The 19,037-nt window shown below is 54.1% G+C and carries 11 protein-coding genes and 1 riboswitch; of the genes, 9 read left to right on the top strand and 2 right to left on the bottom strand.

The window, feature by feature from the left end:
- Nucleotides 1–136: riboswitch (FMN riboswitch) on the bottom strand.
- 122 nt (nt 137–258) lie between these two features.
- Nucleotides 259–1,203: a UDP-N-acetylmuramate dehydrogenase gene (gene murB / locus K6V98_RS02530; protein ID WP_222198968.1), complete on the top strand. Its 945-nt coding sequence runs from the start codon at nt 259–261 to the stop codon at nt 1,201–1,203.
- Between the two features lie 21 nt (nt 1,204–1,224).
- Here murB and K6V98_RS02525 read toward each other — a convergent pair whose 3' ends face one another.
- A complete protein-coding gene (locus tag K6V98_RS02525) occupies nt 1,225–2,217 on the bottom strand; it encodes a DMT family transporter (protein ID WP_222198967.1) in 993 nt (330 codons plus the stop codon).
- A gap of 114 nt (nt 2,218–2,331) precedes the next feature.
- On the opposite strand from K6V98_RS02525, the gene K6V98_RS02520 reads away from it, so the two are divergent.
- Nucleotides 2,332–5,379 (top strand): insulinase family protein, encoded by a 3,048-nt coding sequence (locus K6V98_RS02520; RefSeq protein ID WP_222198966.1) that lies wholly within the window; start codon nt 2,332–2,334, stop codon nt 5,377–5,379.
- On the opposite strand, the gene K6V98_RS02515 is transcribed toward K6V98_RS02520, so the two are convergent.
- Nucleotides 5,376–6,917, bottom strand: a complete 1,542-nt coding sequence (locus K6V98_RS02515) for a carboxypeptidase M32 (protein WP_222198965.1) — start codon at nt 6,915–6,917, stop codon at nt 5,376–5,378. The genes K6V98_RS02520 and K6V98_RS02515 overlap by 4 nt on opposite strands.
- A gap of 288 nt (nt 6,918–7,205) precedes the next feature.
- On the opposite strand from K6V98_RS02515, the gene K6V98_RS02510 reads away from it, so the two are divergent.
- From K6V98_RS02510 to rsgA, 7 genes are all read left to right on the top strand, one after another.
- Nucleotides 7,206–8,315: a C45 family autoproteolytic acyltransferase/hydrolase gene (locus K6V98_RS02510; RefSeq protein ID WP_306792677.1), complete on the top strand. Its 1,110-nt coding sequence runs from the start codon at nt 7,206–7,208 to the stop codon at nt 8,313–8,315.
- 329 nt (nt 8,316–8,644) lie between these two features.
- On the top strand, nt 8,645–9,721 hold the full coding sequence (gene pheS / locus K6V98_RS02505; protein ID WP_222198963.1) for a phenylalanine--tRNA ligase subunit alpha: 1,077 nt from the start codon (nt 8,645–8,647) through the stop codon (nt 9,719–9,721).
- A gap of 30 nt (nt 9,722–9,751) precedes the next feature.
- Complete coding sequence (gene pheT, locus K6V98_RS02500) at nt 9,752–12,205, top strand: phenylalanine--tRNA ligase subunit beta (protein ID WP_222198962.1); 2,454 nt, start codon at nt 9,752–9,754, stop codon at nt 12,203–12,205.
- A 9-nt stretch (nt 12,206–12,214) separates the two neighbouring features.
- Nucleotides 12,215–13,120, top strand: coding sequence for a hypothetical protein (locus tag K6V98_RS02495; RefSeq protein ID WP_222198961.1), 906 nt, complete (start codon nt 12,215–12,217; stop codon nt 13,118–13,120).
- 143 nt (nt 13,121–13,263) lie between these two features.
- Nucleotides 13,264–14,724, top strand: a complete 1,461-nt coding sequence (pyk, locus tag K6V98_RS02490) for a pyruvate kinase (protein WP_222198960.1) — start codon at nt 13,264–13,266, stop codon at nt 14,722–14,724.
- Nucleotides 14,725–15,108: 384 nt separating this feature from the next.
- On the top strand, nt 15,109–17,784 hold the full coding sequence (locus tag K6V98_RS02485) for a cation-translocating P-type ATPase (protein ID WP_222198959.1): 2,676 nt from the start codon (nt 15,109–15,111) through the stop codon (nt 17,782–17,784).
- Nucleotides 17,785–19,014, top strand: coding sequence for a ribosome small subunit-dependent GTPase A (gene rsgA / locus K6V98_RS02480; protein WP_371734504.1), 1,230 nt, complete (start codon nt 17,785–17,787; stop codon nt 19,012–19,014). It begins immediately after the preceding gene.
- Nucleotides 19,015–19,037: the final 23 nt, after the last annotated feature.

Below are 19,037 nucleotides of genomic sequence, written 5' to 3'. Positions count from 1 at the left end.
CCTCCGTTTCTTCCATCCGGACTATACCGTCGGCTCCGGAATTGCACCGGATCAACCGCTGTTGCGGCTCGCGGGCTGCCGGGGATATGCCCCGATCACCGCCGGTGGGGAATTGCACCCCGCCCTGAAACTGAACGATTCAACTATACGCCAATTTCTTATTCGATCAAGTTGTGTCCCGTTTGAGGTGGATCTCGCCTAGGGTTTTGGTGCCTGGGGTATAGTGCTCAAAAAGCAAACGTGGCCACAGGGGGTCTGATGCACGAATACGATAGCTTCAACGAAGAGGTGCTCGCTGCGCTCGGGGCAGTCGTGGGAGAAGACGGCGTCTTGCTCGTTGAGCCCATGCGAGAGCATACGACCTTTCAGGTTGGAGGCTCTGCCGATGTGGTAGTCCTCCCGCGATCTGAGGCTGAGGCAGTGCGCGCCCTCGATATTGTTGCTCTATCTGAGTTGCCGCTTACGGTGGTGGGCAATGGGTCTGACCTGCTGGTAGGAGATCGCGGCATTCGAGGCATTGTAATCTTGTTCCGTGAGAATATGAGCGAGATCTCAGTTGAGGGAACTCGGGTTCGAGCCCAGGCGGGTGCCTTGTTGCGCGACCTTGCACTGAGCGCGGCTGAGGCAGGGCTTTCTGGTCTCGAGCCGCTGTGGGGAATTCCTGCCACGGTAGGCGGTGCCTGTCATATGAATGCTGGTGCCTATGGTGGCCAGATTGCAGATGTTCTCGAGTCGGTGCGAGTCTGGGTACCGGGAGAGACGGGCTATCCAGGTTCGGTGAAAGAGATCTCGGTGAAAGATTTGCACCTGGGGTATCGTAAGAGCCTCATTGCAGAAAAGAGCCTCGTCGTGCTTTCCGCTACCTTTGCGCTTATGCCTGATGATGCTTGCGCCATCCAGTCTGCGATGGACGAGTTTCGTCGTCGCCGCGAAGAGAAACAGCCGCTTGAGATGCCAAGTGCCGGCTCAACGTTTAAGCGACCTGAAGGTTATTTTGCAGGCAAACTCATTATGGATGCTGGCCTTCGCGGAGCGCGTGTGGGTGCTGCTCAGGTATCTGAGAAACACTGCGGCTTTGTGATCAATACAGGTGGTGCCCGCGCAAAGGATGTCCGTGCTCTCATTGAGCATGTGCAGGCAGAGGTGAAGCGCCAGTTTGGGGTTGAGCTGGAGCGCGAGGTTAAGCTTGTTGGCGAGTTCTAGCCAAGCATTGCTTACATGGGCTTACATGGCAAGGTAGACCATCGCAATAATGAGCGCAAAGCCTACGATCTCAATGGGAGCAAAGATCGTGCCCAGCATGAGCGCGCTCGTGAGCGTGGCAGAAATTGGCTCGATGGTTCCTAAGAGCCCCGCACGCATCGCACCAATTTCCTTAACGCCATGCATATACAAAAAGTAGGCAAGGAAGGATCCAACAACAATCAGCACCGCAAAGGCAATCCAGCCCTCGGTATCAAGGGGAGGAATTGATTCCCACGGATGTGTGATTGTTGAGACCACAAGGCCTGAGAGCACCATGGCTGTTCCGGTAACGGCTGTAGAACCATAGCGGGGAAGGATGCGCCCCGGCAAAATCGTAATGAGCGCCGCTCCTAAGGCGGTAACAAGACCCATGACGAGACCAAGGGGTGGTATGGAAAGCCGGGATGGATCGCCGCCTGTGGCAATTAAAAAGGTGCCAGTAAGGGCAAGCATAATCGCCAGAACTTCACGACGACGAGGCACTCGTTTTCCGTGTACACATGAGAACGCCATGATGAACAAAAGCTGTAGGCACTGCATGATCGTGGCAGTCCCTGGATTGGTGAGCTGGACGGTCATCAGGTAGGCGAATTGGTTCATGAGAATTGCCAGAAGCGAAAAAATAAGCATATCAAGCCAGTGCTTGCGGTCTGTCCAGAGTCCGATGAGGCGCTTTCTATCAAAAATAAGGCCAACCAGTATGAACAGTGCACCTGCGAGTACTTGACGAGCTCCCATAAGCCAGATGACATCCACATGACAACGGGTAAAAAGATAGCTCGCTGCTGTTCCAGAAAATCCCCAACAAGCACCACCAATGAGTGTCGCGGCGGCACCTGCGATGAGCTTTTTGCTTGCCTGATCATTTAAGCGCTCACGCCATCGCCGGCGTGCTGCTCGTGCGGCTTGATTGGGATTTGAACTCAAAACATTGAGGGAGGCCTTGCTGGATATGTCCTGGTCACTGAGCACACCCGCTCCCTTCTCGTATAACTCGCCAGTGCAACCTTACCGCATAGGTGCGTTTTGGGTATCCTTGATCTCATGAACACAGATCCGCCAAGCGGTCGTTATGAAGGAGTGTCCATGTCTACTGCTATAGATTCGGCTGTTGAGGCCCGTGAGCGAGCAGCCAAAATACTTCAGAAGAATATGCACAACAATGAGCCTATCGCGGGCTTTATGATTGAGCGCTCAGAGGAGGTGCCCGAGTTTGACGCCGATGCCTATGTGCTGCGCCATAAAGCATCGGGTGCTCGCCTGCTCTATCTCGCCTGCGACGATGAGAATAAGGCCTTTGCCATTGCCTTTAAGACTCCGCCCTCAGATAGCACGGGAGTCTTTCATATTCTTGAGCACTCAGTGCTTTGCGGATCAGCAAAGTTTCCGGTCAAAGAGCCCTTTGTGGATCTCATTAAAAGCTCAATGCAAACGTTTCTCAATGCCATGACGTATCCGGATAAGACGGTGTATCCGGTGGCAAGTACGAACGAGCAGGATTTACTGAATCTGATGGATGTCTATATGGACGCCGTCCTAAACCCTGCTATCTATAGCAAGCCGGCTATTTTTGAGCAGGAGGGCTGGCATCTTGAGGTTGATGCGCCCGAGGGTGGCAGTGTGAGCGATGAGGGCTCCGTGCTTCGGTATAACGGCGTGGTATATAACGAGATGAAAGGCGCACTCTCAGATCCTATGAGCGTGCTTGATGGAGCGGTTATGGCTGCGCTCTTTCCCGATACCGCGTATGCTCATGAAAGTGGCGGGGATCCGTTGCATATTCCTGAGCTCACCTATGAGCAATTTCTCGATACGCACAGACGCCACTATGCGCTTTCAAATAGCTATATCACCTTGTATGGCGATCTGAATGTAGAGCGCGCTTTGAAGTTTTTAGATGAGCACTATCTTTGCGATCGTGCGCGTGAGCGAGATGCCGAAGCGCGTCGCCTGGCAGCGCCTGTAGCCTCGCTACCAGGGACTGCAGAGCACGCAGGCCCCAATCTTTTAGAGCAGCAAGCGCCGGTTATCTGTGAGTATAACCGCCAAGAGATGCAGACTGCGCCTGAGAATGCCATGGTTGGCCTCTCGTACGTGTTGGGCGGCTCAGGAGCTCTTGATCGTAAGCGCGTTATTGGTGCTGGTGTGATGTTTGATGCCTTGTTTGGATCAAACGAAGCTCCGGTTAAAAAGGCAATTCTTGCGGCTGGCTTAGGCGGCAATGTGGTGAGTGGTGTACAGACGGCCTATTTGCAGCCAGTTGCCAGCATTATTCTCATGAATGCGGACTCAGATGTTGCTCACGATTTGAGGCGTGTAGTAGAGCAGGAGTGCGCTCGGTTGGTACAGGAGGGCATTCCGCGTGACCGCTTGGAGGCTGTGCTTTCAAGCAGTGAGTTTGATCTTCGCCAGCGCGACTTTGGCATGGCTGACGGTGTGGTTGTTGCCTGTGAGGCTCTCAATACCTGGCTCTATGATGACGCAGCGGCTACGAGCGCCTTACAGTACGGTCCGATCTTTGCAGAACTTCGGCAAGAGCTTGAAACGAGCTACTTTGAGAATCTACTCAAGGAGCTGGTGTGCGAGAGTAAGCATTTTGCCTTAGTTGAGCTTGTGCCTACCGAAGATGCGGGCAGCGCAGCCTCAATCGCTCATGAGCTTTCAGAGCGCAAGTCGGCACTTGATGGTGAAGATCTCGCTGCGCTCGCCGCGCGCGTAGAAGAGCTGCGCCGCATTCAGGAGACAGAAGATAGCCCAGAGGCTCGCGCAACGCTTCCGCGCTTGCATGTCTCGGATATTGGAGCAGCTCCTGCTGAGCCACCCGTAACGTATGATGAAACAAGTCCACTGCCTTGCTTGATGCACGATATCCCTACGCATCGCTTGGCATATATGAAGGCTTATTTTGATCTGTCGCATCTCAGCTTTACTGAGCTTGCCTATGCGGTCGTACTCGCACGCCTCATGAAGCAACTCGGTACCGCTGAGCGGAGTGCCGCAGATCTTGATACCCTCATCACCTCTGAGCTCGGTTTTCTCTCTTTTAGTACCACCGTCTTGCGCCAGGGTGATTGGCGTTTAGCTCGTCCGATTCTGCAGGTCTCCGCAGGCGCTCTTTCAGAAAAGCTTGAGGCGTTAGCGGAGATTCCGCATGAGGTCTGGGCGCGCACGGTTTTTTCTGATGAGGGGCGCATTCGCGATGTGCTGACTCAAATGAAGATCTCAATGGAACAGTCCTTTATAAATGCTGGGCATCAAGCGGCGCTCTTGCGTGCTATGAGCTACGTTTCTCCGGCGGCCGTGGCAACAGACCAGATGGAAGGCGTGGGCTTTTATCGCTTCTTACGCGAGCTCATCGAGCATTTTGATGAGCGTAAAGCCGAGCTTATTGAGCGACTCGTGGATCTGCAGCAGCGCATCTTTACCTCAACGGATCTGGTGATGAGCTTTACCGGCTCCGATGAGGACTATCAGCGTTTTTGGCGTGTGGCAGGAAACCTTGGCTTGGCTCCGCGCACGGCTGCAGCCAAAGAGCTCATGGTGCCTTTGCCTGAGCCTCGCCATGAAGCCTTTATTATTCCGAGCGATGTGTGCTTTGCAGCACGGGCAACTGATCCGCGCGCCTTACACATTGCTACCGATGGCACCTGGCAGGTTGCATCTCAGGCTTTGACCTTTGACTATCTGTGGAATGAGATCCGTGTTAAGGGCGGAGCCTATGGCTGCGGATTTAAAACTTCAGTTGACCGCCGGATTGCCTGCTATACCTACCGCGATCCTGCCATTGATCCTTCTCAGGAGCGGATTGATAGGGCTGCCACATGGCTTTCTAGCTTTGAGCCAGCTCCAGAGGAGTTTGAAGGCCTCATCGTCAGCTGTGTGGCCGCCCTTGATGCGCCGGTCAAGCCTTATGGGCTGGCAGCGCGGCAGGATATTGAGTTCTTAGAGCGCAGAAGCGCAAGCTGGCGAGCTGAGGTTCGAGATCAGGTGCTTGCAACAACACCTGAGCGTGTGCGAGAGCTTGCAGGAGATCTTGATCGCGCGCTTGCAGCGGCTCCTCTGTGTGTCTTTGGCGGCAAGGAGATTATCGAGGCGAGCAACTTGGATTTGGTGCCCGTCGATCTCTTTGGCTAAAGCTGGTAGAGATCTGAGAACTTGTCCTCGAGATAGCGGCAAAAGACACGTGGATCAAAGGTGCTCCCGCAAGCTTGGTAGATCAGCTCGGGAGCATCTTTTGCTCGACCCCAGCGCCAGATCTTCTCTTTCAGCCAACTGCGAATGGGCTCAAGGTTTCCCGAGGCACAGGCCGCATCAAGATCAATGCCAGAAGCTTCCATGGCATCTACAAACTGGGCATCGTAGGCACTGCCCAGTGCATAGGTGGGAAAGTATCCAAAAGAGCCACCGCTCCAGTGAATGTCTTGCAAAGCGCCCTCGGTATTGCTTGGGACAGCAAGACCAAGGTAGCTCTGGGTAAGCTCTGCCCAGCGCGCGGGCACGGTTTCTGCCTTGAGTTCTCCGGCAAAGAGAGCTCGCTCAATCTCATATCGGATCATGATGTGCAGCGGATAGGTGAGCTCATCTGCCTCAGTGCGAATGAGTGAAGGCGTTGCAATATTCACAGCGTGATACAGCTCGTCTTCAGAGACGCTGCCATAGACCTCTGGCGCATGGATGCGCAAAAGACGAAGCAGCGGCTCCATAAAGGCGCGAGATCTGCCTAAGGTATTCTCAAACAGACGGCTTTGACTCTCATGCATACCCATCGACGTACCGCCTTCAAGGCAGGTATAGGCATAGGCCGGATCAACATTCAGCTCATAAATGGCATGCCCGCTCTCATGGATCACCGAATAGGTGTTAGACATGAGGTTGTTCTCGTAAATATGGGTAGCAACGCGGGCGTCTCCTTGAGCAAAACCCTCTGAGAACGGATGCTCGGTAAAGGCAAGGCTGGCACTTGAGTGATCGAGCCCCACTAGTTTCATCAAGTCATATGAAAGAGCGCGCTGAGCTGCCTCAGGTACGTGAGCATTCAAATACGGGCAGCTGGGTTGTCCCTTCTTAGTAATTGCTGCTACGAGTGGCACCACGGTCTTGCGAACCGTGGTGCAAAATGCGTCAAAGTCAGCAGCAGTTAGTCCGCGTTCAAATTGGTCAAGCCACACGTCGTAAGGGTCGCGTGTGGGATCAAGATACGCTGCCTGCCGCTTGAGTGCTGAGATGATGCGATCCAGATATGGAGCAAAGCTCTCCCAGTCGCCGGTGGGCTTTGCTTTGTGCCACACAGCGTCAGCCTCACAGATGAGCTTTGTCCAGGCAACGGCTTCATCGGTAGGGATGGCGAGCGCTTCTTTCTGGTCGCGCTCGAGCACGCGAATTTCATCGGCAAACTGATCGCTGAGCTCACCCGCATCAAGGGCGGCACGTGAGCGCCGAACGATCGAGCACGAAGCCCCGCTGGTGAGCAGCTGGTGGTGTTGCTCGGCTAGATAGCCCAAGGCTTCTCCTCGAGCTGCCGCTCCTTGCTCTGGCGCAGCTGTTGATCCGTCAAAGTCTGCAAGCTTCATGAGATATTCCTGGCTCCAGAGCTCGCGCTCAAGACGGCGAAGCTCGCTTGCGACGTTCGAGAGTTCAGAGTTGAGTGATGAGCTTGATTGATGGTCAGACATGGGTGCTCCTCAAAAAGTATCGGTGTCGCGTGCGCTGTCTGTATATTGAACCACGGCGACCCGTATGTAGGAAGCAATCGTTCTCTCATGCAGAGCTAACGTAGTTATTATTTCTTTTTGTTAAACAAGCGACAAAGTATGATAATCTGCATCGAAATTTAGTGCTTCTACCCACATTGGAGTAGGGGTGGAATTCGGTATGAACGAGCACACAAGACCGGGTGCTCTTGATCAAGAAATATCTGGCAACACACGAACTCAGAACCAATACGAGGACAAGAGGTAATGATGAGGGCTACGTTGAATACCAAAGCAAATAAGCAGAGCTCATTCGCACGCATATGCAAGCGCGTCATTTTAGTGGCGCTCGCTCTGCTGGTCATTGGCCTCATCGGTATTGCTGCGGTATTGAGGCACGAGATCAAAACCGTGGTTTCAATTACTGAGGTTGATTCCCATCCGCTCTATACGATGACCTATGACGGAGACTATGGTTTTGATGACTTCTTACAAAAGGGCGCATCAAGCGATACAGAGCTCATCAATTTTGTAGTTACACGACTGATGAGGGGAGTTCCGATCAAGCTGGATTTGCCCGATCTTGCCTGCGCCACCTTCAATGCAACATCACCGACAGGAGATGCGCTCTTCGGTAGAAATTTTGACCTGACATTCTCCCCAGCAATGCTGGTGCGCACGAAGCCAGAACATGGGTATGAGTCAATCTCTATGGTGAACCTAGCCTTTTTGGGCTATGGAAAAAACAAGCTTCCCGATAATCCGCTCAAAGCCGTGACTGCGCTTGCTGCCCCATATGCTCCCCTTGATGGTATGAATGAGAAAGGTCTTGCCGTTGGCGTCTTGCTCATTGATACCGACCCGACGCATCAGCAAACAGATAAGCCCGATATTACAACTACAACTGCAATCCGCATGATGCTCGACAAGTGTGCAACGGTGGATGAGGCGGTAGAGATGCTTGGCAAATACGATATGCATGCGAGCGCCAAGCGCAGCTATCACTTCCAGATCGCTGACGCTTCAGGCAAAAGCGTGGTTGTTGAGTATCTGGGCAATGATATGAACGTTATTGATCAGGGCAACAAGTCATATCTGGCAGCAACAAACTTCTTGCTCTCACCAGGGAACTTTGATTTTGGCGGTGGGTATGACCGCTACGATATTCTCATGAGTCGCCTGAACGCTACCGATGGTGTTATGACTGAGCATGAGGCCATGGATGCCCTGCAAGCCTCTGCTCAAAATGAGCGTCTGAATAAGAAGGGTGAGCCGCATATGACGCAGTGGTCGGTTGTCTATAACCTCGATCAGCTGACGGCAACGGTAGTCTGCGGCATGCAATACGATACGGCACATACCTTCTCGCTTAAGAAGTAGCCAAGAGAGCGGCGCGCCTGATGTGCTATGCTTTCATATACTGCGTTGACGGAGAGGTTGGTTGCCGCACGCTCATAACACAGAGAGGTAGGGTCTGAGGCTGGAAGCCCACCGTTATGAGGGGAGCCACGTTCACTTCTGAGCTGTGATCTGAACCGGTGGTGTGAACTGCTGCAGTAGGAGAGCCGTCTGCCTGAACGAGATCGGGTAAAAGCGGGTCTGCCGGGAGACATCCGGTGGCCAAGCGAGGTGGTACCGCGGATACAGCCGCCCTCGCACCAAACCCACTGGGGGAGGTGCGGGGGCGGTTTTTCATGGAAAGGGAGAGTATGAGTCTGCTAGAAGATCTTGATGCATTGGCTCAAGAGGCGCGTGAGCTCATAGCTGCGGCTGATACGCAAGAAAGGCTCGAAGCGGTGCGTGTGGCGCTGTTGGGGCGCAAAGGTCGGCTCACGGCACTCATGCGGATGATGGGAAGCCTGGCTCCAGAGGAGCGACCGCAGGTTGGTAAGCGTGCCAATGAAGTGCGCTCAGCTGTGGAGGCCTTATTATCCGAGCATTTTGGTCAAATGGCTCGCGAGGCGCAAAGCCAGCGCTTGCGTGCTGAGGCTCTTGATATAACCCTGCCTGGCATTCGGCCGCACTTGGGTCACCAGCATCTCATCAACCAGATTATCGAAGAGATTGAAGACGTCTTTTGTGGCATTGGCTACACGGTCGAATCTGGTCCTCAGGTTGAGACGAGCTACTACAATTTCACCGCTTTGAATGCGCCCATGGATCACCCTAGCCGCTCAGCTCGCGACACGTTTTATGTGGTAGATGAGGCACCGGGCTCGGTGGCTCATCCAGAGGCTCATGCCCAGGGCGAGTCTGATATTTTGCTTCGCACGCAGACCTCTGGTGTGCAGATCCACACCATGGAAAGCCGCCGTCCTCCGATTTATATGATTGCTCCAGGCAGGGTCTATCGCCCTGATACGGCAGATGCAAGTCACTTGCCTCAGTTTAACCAGGTAGAAGGACTTGTTGTTGATCGTGGGATCACCTTTGCGGATCTCAAAGGTACCTTGGATCACTTCGTGCGTTCTATGTTTGGCAAGGATCGCCGAACCCGATATCGCCCACACTTCTTTCCCTTCACTGAGCCTTCCTGTGAGATTGATGTCTCTTGTGGCGTATGTGGGGGCGAAGGTTGCGCCTTTTGCAAGCATTCAGGATGGATTGAGATCTTAGGCTCGGGGATGGTTGACCCCAACGTGCTTGAGAATTGCGGTATCGACTCTGAAGAATATACCGGCTTTGCCTTTGGCGCTGGTGTTGAGCGTATCGCTGCACTTCGTTACGACCTGCCCGACTTGCGCGCACTGATGACCGGAGACATGCGCCTGCTCTCCCAGTTCTAAGCCGAGAGATCCCACTGAAAGAGGTATGACATGCGGGTTTCATATGATTGGCTGAAATCCATGGTTGATGTTCCTGCAGATCCGCGAGATCTTGCAGCTGAGTTGATACGCACCGGTACTGAGGTTGAAGCTATTGAGGTTGTGGGAGAGCGTCTGGATCGGGTCGTTACCGGCCAGATCCTCTCAAAAGAGCCTCATCCCGATTCTGATCACATGTGGCTCACCCGAGTTGATGTGGGCAGGTGGAATCTGGGAGAGGATGGAAATCCTGAGCCCTTACAAATCGTTTGCGGAGCGCAAAACTTTGAGGCGAACGACCATATTGTGGTGGCGCTCGTAGGAGCTGAGCTTCCCGGCGGCGTGAAGATTAAGAAGAGTAAGCTTCGTGGTCAGCTCTCATGCGGCATGAATTGTTCTGCTCGTGAGCTAGGGATTGGGTCTGATCAGGCGGGCATCATGATCTTGCCGAGTGATGCCCCGGTAGGCATGCCCTTTGCTGAGTATCGTGGCATGTCAGATACCGTACTTACATGTGAGATTACACCCAATCGACCGGACTGCTTATCTATGATTGGCATGGCGCGCGAGGTAGGAGCCGTGCTTGACCGCGATATTACGGTTGATCTTCCGGAGCTGACTGAGGCTGTTGGGGATCCGGTGGCAAGCCAGCTCGCGGTTGAGATTGAGGATGAGCGTCTGTGCCGTCGCTATGTTGCGCGTGTGGTGCGAGGCATTACGGTTGGCTCTTCGCCTGAGTGGTTGCTTCGCCGCCTGACCGCCTTAGGTATGCGCCCTCATAACAGCATTGTGGATATTACCAACTACGTCATGATGCTCACAGGCCAGCCCTTGCACTCCTTTGATCTCAACAGCTTTGCCGAGCGCGATGGGCACCGCTTGGTTGTGGTACGCCCAGCTCACGCAGGTGAGCATATACAAACGCTCGACGGCGTTGACCGCGAGCTTTCGTTTGGGATGGCTCTCATTACCGATGGTGTACACCCCAAGGCCTTAGCTGGCGTTATGGGCGGTGCAGATTCAGAGATCTCTGATCAAACTGTTGACGTGCTCATCGAAAGCGCCTGCTTTGACGCTGGCCTTACGAGCCGTACCAGTCGTGACCTGTCGTTAATTTCTGATGCGAGTATTCGTTTTGAGCGCCAGGTTGATGAGACGGGCTGTAGACAAGCCGCCGATATTGCCTGCGCCCTCATTCAAGAGATTGCTGGTGGCGAGGTGGCAGAAGGTGCGGTTGAGATCTATCCTTCTCCCCGCGAGATTCACCCCATTCACCTGCGCCTCACTCGCGTCGCCGCGATTGTGGGTGCAGAGATTGATGCTGCAGCAATTGAAGGTATCTTGAGCCGCCTTGGCTGCATGCTCAATGAGACTTCTGATGGCTATACGGTGCTGCCACCTTCCTTCCGACCAGATCTAGTGCGCGAAATTGATTTGATTGAGGAAGTCTTGCGTATCTGGGGCATGGATCGGGTTGAGCCGACTTTGCCTGCTGCAAGAAACCATATTGGCGGCCTAACCGAGGAGCAGCATCTGTTGCGCCGCGTGGGATCAATTCTTAGAGCCTGTGGTCTGAATGAGGCGACGAGCTTTAGTTTCGCAGCCCCTGATGATTTAAAGCGCGCACGCATGACCGAGGTTGGACGCGGAAAGCCGGTCGTGCTCATGAACCCGCTCGTAGCTGAGCAAACTGAGCTTCGCCGTTCTCTTTTGCCTGGGCTCTTGCAGTCGGTTGCCTATAATCGCGACCATGGTGCGGTGGGAGTTTTGCTTTATGAACTAGGAACCTTGTTCCGGGGGCGCAGTGGTAAGAGCTTGCCGCGTGAGCTTCGTTCGGTAGCTGGTGTGCTCTCGGGTGCGGCAGCAAAGGATAGTTGGAATCAGCGCCATGAACCGCTGCGTTTCTTTGATGCAAAGGGCGTGGTCGAAGAACTCTTGGCGCAGCTGAGAATTCCGCGTCTACGCTTCCGCGAGCCGGGTGAGGGCGAGCTTGAGCACTTGCAGCCTGGCCGTGCCGCTGAGGTTCTCTCTGGCGGCGTCTCGCTGGGTTGGGTAGGAGAGATTCATCCTGCAGCCCTTGAAGCCTTTGATATTGATGAACCGGTTGCTGGCTTTGAGCTTGATTTGGAACAGCTCATAAAGCTTGCTCAGGGACATGGGCGCTACCAGGTACTGGCAAGCTATCCAAGCGTTGAGATGGATCTGGCAATTGTGGTTGATGAGTCGGTGACCTATCTCGATTTGGCTCAGCGCATTCAAAGTGCTGGCGGAAAGCTCTTAGAGGATGTGAGGCTTTTTGACGTATACCGCGATCCCAAGCGCGTGGGTGAGGGTAAGAAGTCTATGGCCTTCTCGCTAACCTATCGCGCAGCTGACCATACGCTGACCAGCGAGGAGGTTGAACGGGCTCATGAGCGCTTGGTTGGTAAGGTGCTCAAGGCTGTTGGCGGAGAGATCCGCTCGTAAGGGGGATGTGTGCCGAGCTGGAATATCCATTTTGCCCAGACCGAGCGCCTCTTTGGTGCCGATCAAACGCTGAGGCATAACCCCAGCTCGGCTGCTGGTGCTCCCGGGGCGCTGGCGCACTTTGTGCTCGATCGCAATGCCTTTTTGTTTGGAAATATTGTGCCAGATATTTTGGTCGGCTATATGGTTCCGGGCATTGAGCAGCCACTGCCCTATGTTGAGACGCATTTTGCAGAGCATGAACCCATTCCAAAGCCGCGCGAGGATGAGTTTTGGGATCGCTATGTTGTGCCCTTACTCACAGATGATGCGTTCAAGCAGCGGCGGGAGCAGGCCAGGCCCGACCTTATCGTTTCTTGGTTAACGATTGAGGCCGAGCGCAAGGCGGTTAGTCTTGTGCACCACCCTGCTTATGTGAGCGCAAGAACTTGCGACACTGAGCTCTCACCTGAGGCAGATCCGATACATGAAGAAGCCCTGAGTCAATCCGTGCTTGATCTCGTACTGGGAGCCTGGGCTCATTTGGTTGCCGATAAGCTCTGGAACACACGGGTGAACGAATTCTTAGAGGCTCACGGCGGGCGTCCAAGCGAGAGTTTCCGCATTAAGAAACAGGCTGATTTTGATGATTTTGGGCGCTTGCATCATCTCTCAGCCTTGCCCATTGCTTCGCCTCGTTTGTTGCAAACCGCTGAGCGCTTTCCTCAATATATGCTTGAGCGCCGCTATGTTATTGCTGCGATTGGTGTAGCTCATGAGATTGTTCGTGCAAATGGCGGTGACTGGCCGCGCCCTCAGTATCGGCTCCTCACGGCTGACTTCTTTGATGAGGTCTTCAATGAGGTGATTGTTGTAACCGAAGAGCTCTTCCAAGCTCGTATGCGTACGTATGGACATATGGACCGTGTTGGCTGACACGTGTTGTTCATACCATGGTGCCGCTTGCAAACTGCTTGTAATGTCTCTGCATATGTACAGTTTTTCGAGTTAGACAAATGCCGCTTGCTATAATATGCGCGACGTCAGATCGAATGCGAAAGAAACCACCGGAGGTCTTCATGTATAAACGCACTAAGATCGTATGCACTATGGGTCCGGCATGTGACAACGAGGACATTTTACGTGAGATGATGAAGGCGGGCATGAACGTAGCCCGCTTCAATTTTTCTCATGGCTCCTACGATGAGCATCGCGGCCGCATTGAGCGCGTTCGCAAGATTGCTCACGAGCTGAATAAGCCAATCGGAATCTTGCTTGATACGAAAGGCCCTGAGGTTCGTACGGGGCTTTTGAAGGATCATCAGAAAGTCTCTGTTTCTACGGGCGATAAGATCATCGTAACCGCTCAGCCCACAACTGAAGACTTTGCAGGAACTGCCGAGCATATCTCTCTTGACTACCTGGCGTTGCCTGGTGAGGTATTCCCGGGCGCTCGCATCCTGATTGACGACGGCCTAGTTGCTTTGCAAGTCGAGTCTGTTGATGGGCAAGACATTCACTGCACCGTTATGAACAATGGTCTCATCGGCGAGCGCAAGGGTGTGAACCTGCCCAATATCAATATTTCTTTGCCGGCGATTACCGAGCGCGATCGTGAAGACATCCTCTTTGGCCTCACGCAGAGCATTGACTATATTGCAGCTTCGTTCATCCGCGATGGTGCTGCGGTTGAGGAGATTCGGAGCCTTTGCCGCGAGCATGGTGGCGATCACGTAACGATCTTCCCCAAGATTGAGTGCGCCTTAGGTGTGGACAATTTCGACGATATTCTTGAGCACTCAGACGGCATCATGGTTGCCCGTGGTGATCTGGGTATTGAGATTGCACCCGAGTTGGTGCCTCATATTCAAAAGCAGATCATCAAGAAGTGCAACGATGCATATAAGCCGGTTATTACCGCAACGCAGATGCTCGACTCCATGCAGCACAATCCGCGCCCAACCCGCGCTGAGGTAGCAGACGTTGCAAATGCAATTTATGACGGCACTGACGCAGTCATGCTTTCTGGTGAATCTGCGGCTGGTTTGTATCCGGTTGAAGCTGTGCGCATGCAGGCTCAAATTGCTCACGAGACCGAGAAGCACCTGCCAGCTCATGGCAAGCTTGAGGTTCCTGCCGGAGCCCATGGCACCCGCGTCGTCAACAACGTAGTAGGTCTTTCTGCGGTGAATATGGCAACGACGGTGGACGCCAAGTGCATCACCGTTCCTACCACCACCGGTCGTACCGCTCGCTTGATTTCTCACTTCCGCCCAAGCATGCCAATTGTTGCCTTCTCTCGCCATGAGTGGGCAGTGCAGCAGATGATCATGTACTGGGGCGTTACCCCGCATCTCGCTGCCATTACTCAGGGCACCGTAAACGGCACGATCGTGAAGGCGATCGAGACCGCCAAGGAGCTTGGCTATGTGAAGAAGGGCGACATTACGGTCGCCACGGCAGGTGATCCTCGTATGTCAGTTCAGCTCGAGGACAAGATTTCTTCAACCAACGTTGCCTACGTGGCTCAGGTTCGCTAAGAGATTTTGAGTCTGCGTTTCATATGAGCGTTGCAAGCGCGTCGTCTGGTGGCGGCGCGCTTGTTGTGTGCATCGGCGAGGAGCGTGAAAAGCCTCTGTTCATATCAGGTCTTGTTTTGGAGTCGCAGCTTGCCGATCGTGCTCTCTCGTGTACCGAAGCCAGGCTGATTTGCAACGCCTGTTGTACGTTTATGGCGGATGAACTTTGGGATAGCTTGACTCAATCAGGCAGATCACGTGATGAGCCGATGATTCGGGTAATATAGCAAGCGTGGTACGACGTCATCTAGCATGGCAGCCTTGATGGGCCCTTGCCCCTCTCCTGGGGAATTATGATCGGGCATCAATCTGCTAGGTGACCATTCACTCCAGGAGGGGAAGAACATGCAAAAAGAATACCTGTTCTCGACCGAGGATGTCCTCGCCGAGCAGGGATCTGACGCGACTCAGGGTCTGACTGCTGCTGAGGCAGCTGCTCGGCTCGCGCGCGTAGGCGCAAATAAGCTGGATGAAGAAGAGAAGACACCGCTTTGGAAGCGCTTCTTTGAGCAAATGGCCGACCCGATGGTCATCATGCTCATTGTGGCAGCCATCATCTCGGCGATAACCGGGATCGTGCAGGGCGAGGGCGACTTTGCCGATGTCGTGATTATCATGATCGTCGTCATTATTAATTCTGCCCTAGGCGTTATTCAAGAGGCAAAAAGTGAGCAGGCGCTTGCCGCTCTACAAGAGATGAGCGCTGCGCAGTCTAAGGTGATTCGCGCGGGCAAACTCATCTCACTTCCGAGCTCTGAGTTGGTGCCCGGCGATGTGGTCTTGCTTGAAGCAGGAGACTCCGTCCCTGCAGATTGCCGCGTGCTTGAGTCTGCCACGATGAAGATTGAAGAGGCAGCATTAACCGGCGAGTCAGTGCCAGTGGAAAAGCACTCACGTCCCATCGAGATTGCATCGGACGCAGATGATGTGCCCTTGGGAGACCGCAAGAATATGGCCTATATGGGCTCGGTTGTGGTCTATGGTCGCGGTCGTGCTCTGGTGGTTGGCACCGGTATGAACACCGAGATGGGAAAGATTGCAGACGCACTGACCACCGCAAAAAAGGAGCTTACTCCGCTTCAGGTCAAGCTCGCCGAGCTTTCGCGCACGCTCACCATCATGGTGGTGGCAATTTGTGCGGTGATCTTTGCGGTTGACTTTATTCGCCACGGCGGCGAGATGATCGCTCATCCCAAGATGATCTTAGACACGTTTATGGTGGCTGTTTCGCTCGCGGTTGCTGCGATTCCTGAGGGCTTGGTGGCCGTGGTAACCATCGTGCTTTCTATGGGCGTGACCAAGATGAGCCGGCGCCAGGCCATTATTCGTAAGCTAACTGCGGTAGAAACCTTAGGCTCAACCCAGATCATCTGCTCTGATAAGACGGGAACTTTAACGCAAAATAAGATGACGGTTGTCCAGCATGAGCTGGCATCTTCTGAGGAACATTTCTTAGCGGGTATGGCGCTTTGTTCAGATGCTCGCTTTGATGCTGAGTTGGGCGAAGCAGTAGGCGAGCCCACTGAGTGCGCTTTAGTAAATGATGCTGCCAAGGCTGGCTTGACTGGGCTTGACGCTGAGCATCCGCGCGTGGGAGAGATTCCTTTTGATTCTGGCCGCAAGATGATGACGGTTGTAGTAAAAATGCTCGATGGCAGCCTGGAGCAGTTTACCAAGGGTGCTCCCGATGTGGTCATTGGTCAGTGCTCTCATATCTATGAGCAGGGCGAGATTGTTGAGCTCACTGCAGAGCGCCGCTCCGAGTTGCTTTCGGCAAATAAGGCGATGGCCGACGATGCCTTGCGTGTACTTGCTCTTGCAAGCAAGCATCTTGATCAGGCTCCTTCCTCCTATACCACCGAAGCGATTGAGCATGATCTGGTATTTTGCGGACTTTCGGGCATGATTGATCCGGTTCGTCCCGAGGTAACGCAAGCGATTGTTGAGGCTCGTGAGGCTGGTATTCGCCCCATTATGATTACGGGCGACCACATTGATACTGCGGTGGCCATTGCGAAGGAATTGGGCATTGTGCATGATGCAAGCCAGGCCATAACCGGCGCTGAGCTTGATCGGATCTCAGACGAAGACTTCCACGAGTTGGTAACCTCATATAGCGTGTACGCTCGCGTGCAGCCTGAGCATAAGACACGCATTGTGGATGCTTGGAAGAGCCGAGGCAATATTGTTGCTATGACGGGCGACGGCGTAAATGATGCACCTTCCATTAAGCGCGCCGATATTGGTGTTGGTATGGGCATTACCGGTACCGATGTAACGAAAAACGTAGCCGATATGGTTTTGGCAGACGATAACTTTGCCACAATCATTCACGCTGTAGAAGAGGGTCGGCGTATCTACGACAATATCCGCAAGGTTATTCAGTTCTTGCTCTCTGCAAACTTAGCCGAGGTTTTTGCAGTATTTATTGCTACCCTCATGGGCTTCACGATCTTCCGACCGGTGCAGCTCCTCTGGATTAACCTCATTACGGACTGCTTCCCGGCCTTGGCTCTTGGTATGGAGGAGGCGGAAGGCGATGTGATGAAGCGTCGCCCGCGCGCTGCTACGGATGGCGTATTTGCCAATGGCATGGGACTTGACTGCATCGTACAAGGTATTGTGATTACCTTGTTGGTGCTGGCCTCTTTCTTTGTTGGCGTGTATCTGGACATGGGCTATATCAATATTGCAGACATGGTTGCCGGTACCGCTGATGAGGTTGGCGTGACCATGGCATTCATTACGCTTTCAATGGTAGAGATCTTCCACTGCTTCAATATGCGGAGCCGCCGTGCATCCCTGCTGAGCATGCGTCGCCAGAATTGGTGGCTTTGGGGAGCCGCGCTGTTAGCGCTCGTACTTACGGTGATTGTTGTTGAGTTTGATCCTTTAGCCGAGATGTTTGGCTTTGTGCCCCTTTCAGTTGAGGCGCTGGGTGCAGCCTTAGGTCTTGCCTTCCTGATCATTCCGTTGATGGAGATCTATAAGGCCATTATGCGTTCGGTGGAGGCTGAGTAAGTGCAGAGCGATTCGGATGTGGAGGGCGCGCAGATGCGTGCGCCCTCGGGCGCGGCTTCGGGCGTGACTTCGGGCGTAGGCGAAGCGTTGGCTGCGGACGTTGCAGGCGAGAGCGGAACTATGAGCCCTGGGTCTTCTGAGGTAGAGGCTTTGCGCGATGTTCCGACACTCGCCGACATCCGAATCGATGACCAGCAGATGGCTTCCTTTGAGGAGTTTCGAGCTACGTTTGCAGCATCGGCCGGTGAGGCAGCTGCTGAGCGACTAACCCTCGGCTGTGTTGTGCGCCTCGATCGAGGCTTTCCGCTGGTGGCACATCAAGGTGGTGTCCTGCGAGCTGAGCATGCGGTTGCTTTTGCTAAGCGCGATCGAGGTTGTGGGGACGCACTGCCTGCCATTGGGGACATTGTTGCTGTGCGTATCGACCCCGCTCATGATTTTGGCGTGATTGAGGCTGTGATGCCGCGTCGTACCTCGTTTGCGCGCTGGCGCGGTAAGAATCGCGGTGAGCGCCAAGTGCTCGCTGCCAATGTTGATCGTATTCTTGTGGTTCAGCCCTTAGGGGGTGGACGTCAGACGGGATCCTTCCTGCGTGATCGTATTGCCCGCGCTCTGGTGCTCGTGCATGATTGCGGTGCTGAGCCTGCGGTGGTATTCACGAAGTCTGACCGGGCAAGCGATGATGAGATTGCAGATGCCCTGCGCGTTGCCCAAGCCTTAGCAGGAAGCGAGGCACGCGTGCTCGTGTCTTCAGCAACTGAGCGTGAGGGCTTGGCAGAGATTCGTGCCTTAGTGCCACCGCATACCTGCGCCATGATTTTAGGAGAGAGCGGTGCAGGTAAATCCACCCTGCTCAATGCCTTATTAGGCCATGATGCCCTCACGGTGGGCGCGGTGCGCGAGCGCGACGATAAGGGCAGGCATACCACGGTCGCCCGCGTGATGTGCAAGCTCCCTGGGGCATATGGAGTCATTGCTGATGCTCCGGGGCTAAGAAGCATGACCCTGTTGGGGCATGAGGCGGGTTTGGCGCGTGCGTTTCCCGATATTGCTCAAGTGGCAGAGGCTTGCAGGTTTCGAGATTGCACGCATACCCATGAGCCAGGCTGTGCGGTTCGCGCTGCCGGTGCATCCGGAGAGATTGATCCGATCCGCATTGAAGCAGCGCTTGCTTTGGCGTCTGAGATGCGCGTGAGTGCTCAGAGTCTCGATCCAGACGTACGCCTTTAGGGTGTAGGGACCGAGCTGGCTTT

Source organism: Collinsella ureilytica (genome assembly GCF_019795105.1).
In the GTDB taxonomy this organism is placed as follows: Bacteria; Actinomycetota; Coriobacteriia; order Coriobacteriales; family Coriobacteriaceae; genus Collinsella; species Collinsella ureilytica.
This window is presented reverse-complemented; position numbering and strand designations above follow the sequence as displayed.

Excerpts from the sequence above, each read along its gene's own strand:
- K6V98_RS02510 (WP_306792677.1), top strand. The coding sequence starts at position 7,206 with ATGAGGGCTACGTTGAATACCAAAGCAAATAAGCAGAGCTCATTCGCA.
- murB (WP_222198968.1), top strand. The coding sequence starts at position 259 with ATGCACGAATACGATAGCTTCAACGAAGAGGTGCTCGCTGCGCTCGGG.
- K6V98_RS02520 (WP_222198966.1), top strand. The coding sequence starts at position 2,332 with ATGTCTACTGCTATAGATTCGGCTGTTGAGGCCCGTGAGCGAGCAGCC.
- K6V98_RS02515 (WP_222198965.1), bottom strand. The coding sequence starts at position 6,917 with ATGTCTGACCATCAATCAAGCTCATCACTCAACTCTGAACTCTCGAAC.
- pheS (WP_222198963.1), top strand. The coding sequence starts at position 8,645 with ATGAGTCTGCTAGAAGATCTTGATGCATTGGCTCAAGAGGCGCGTGAG.
- pheT (WP_222198962.1), top strand. The coding sequence starts at position 9,752 with ATGCGGGTTTCATATGATTGGCTGAAATCCATGGTTGATGTTCCTGCA.
- pyk (WP_222198960.1), top strand. The coding sequence starts at position 13,264 with ATGTATAAACGCACTAAGATCGTATGCACTATGGGTCCGGCATGTGAC.
- K6V98_RS02485 (WP_222198959.1), top strand. The coding sequence starts at position 15,109 with ATGCAAAAAGAATACCTGTTCTCGACCGAGGATGTCCTCGCCGAGCAG.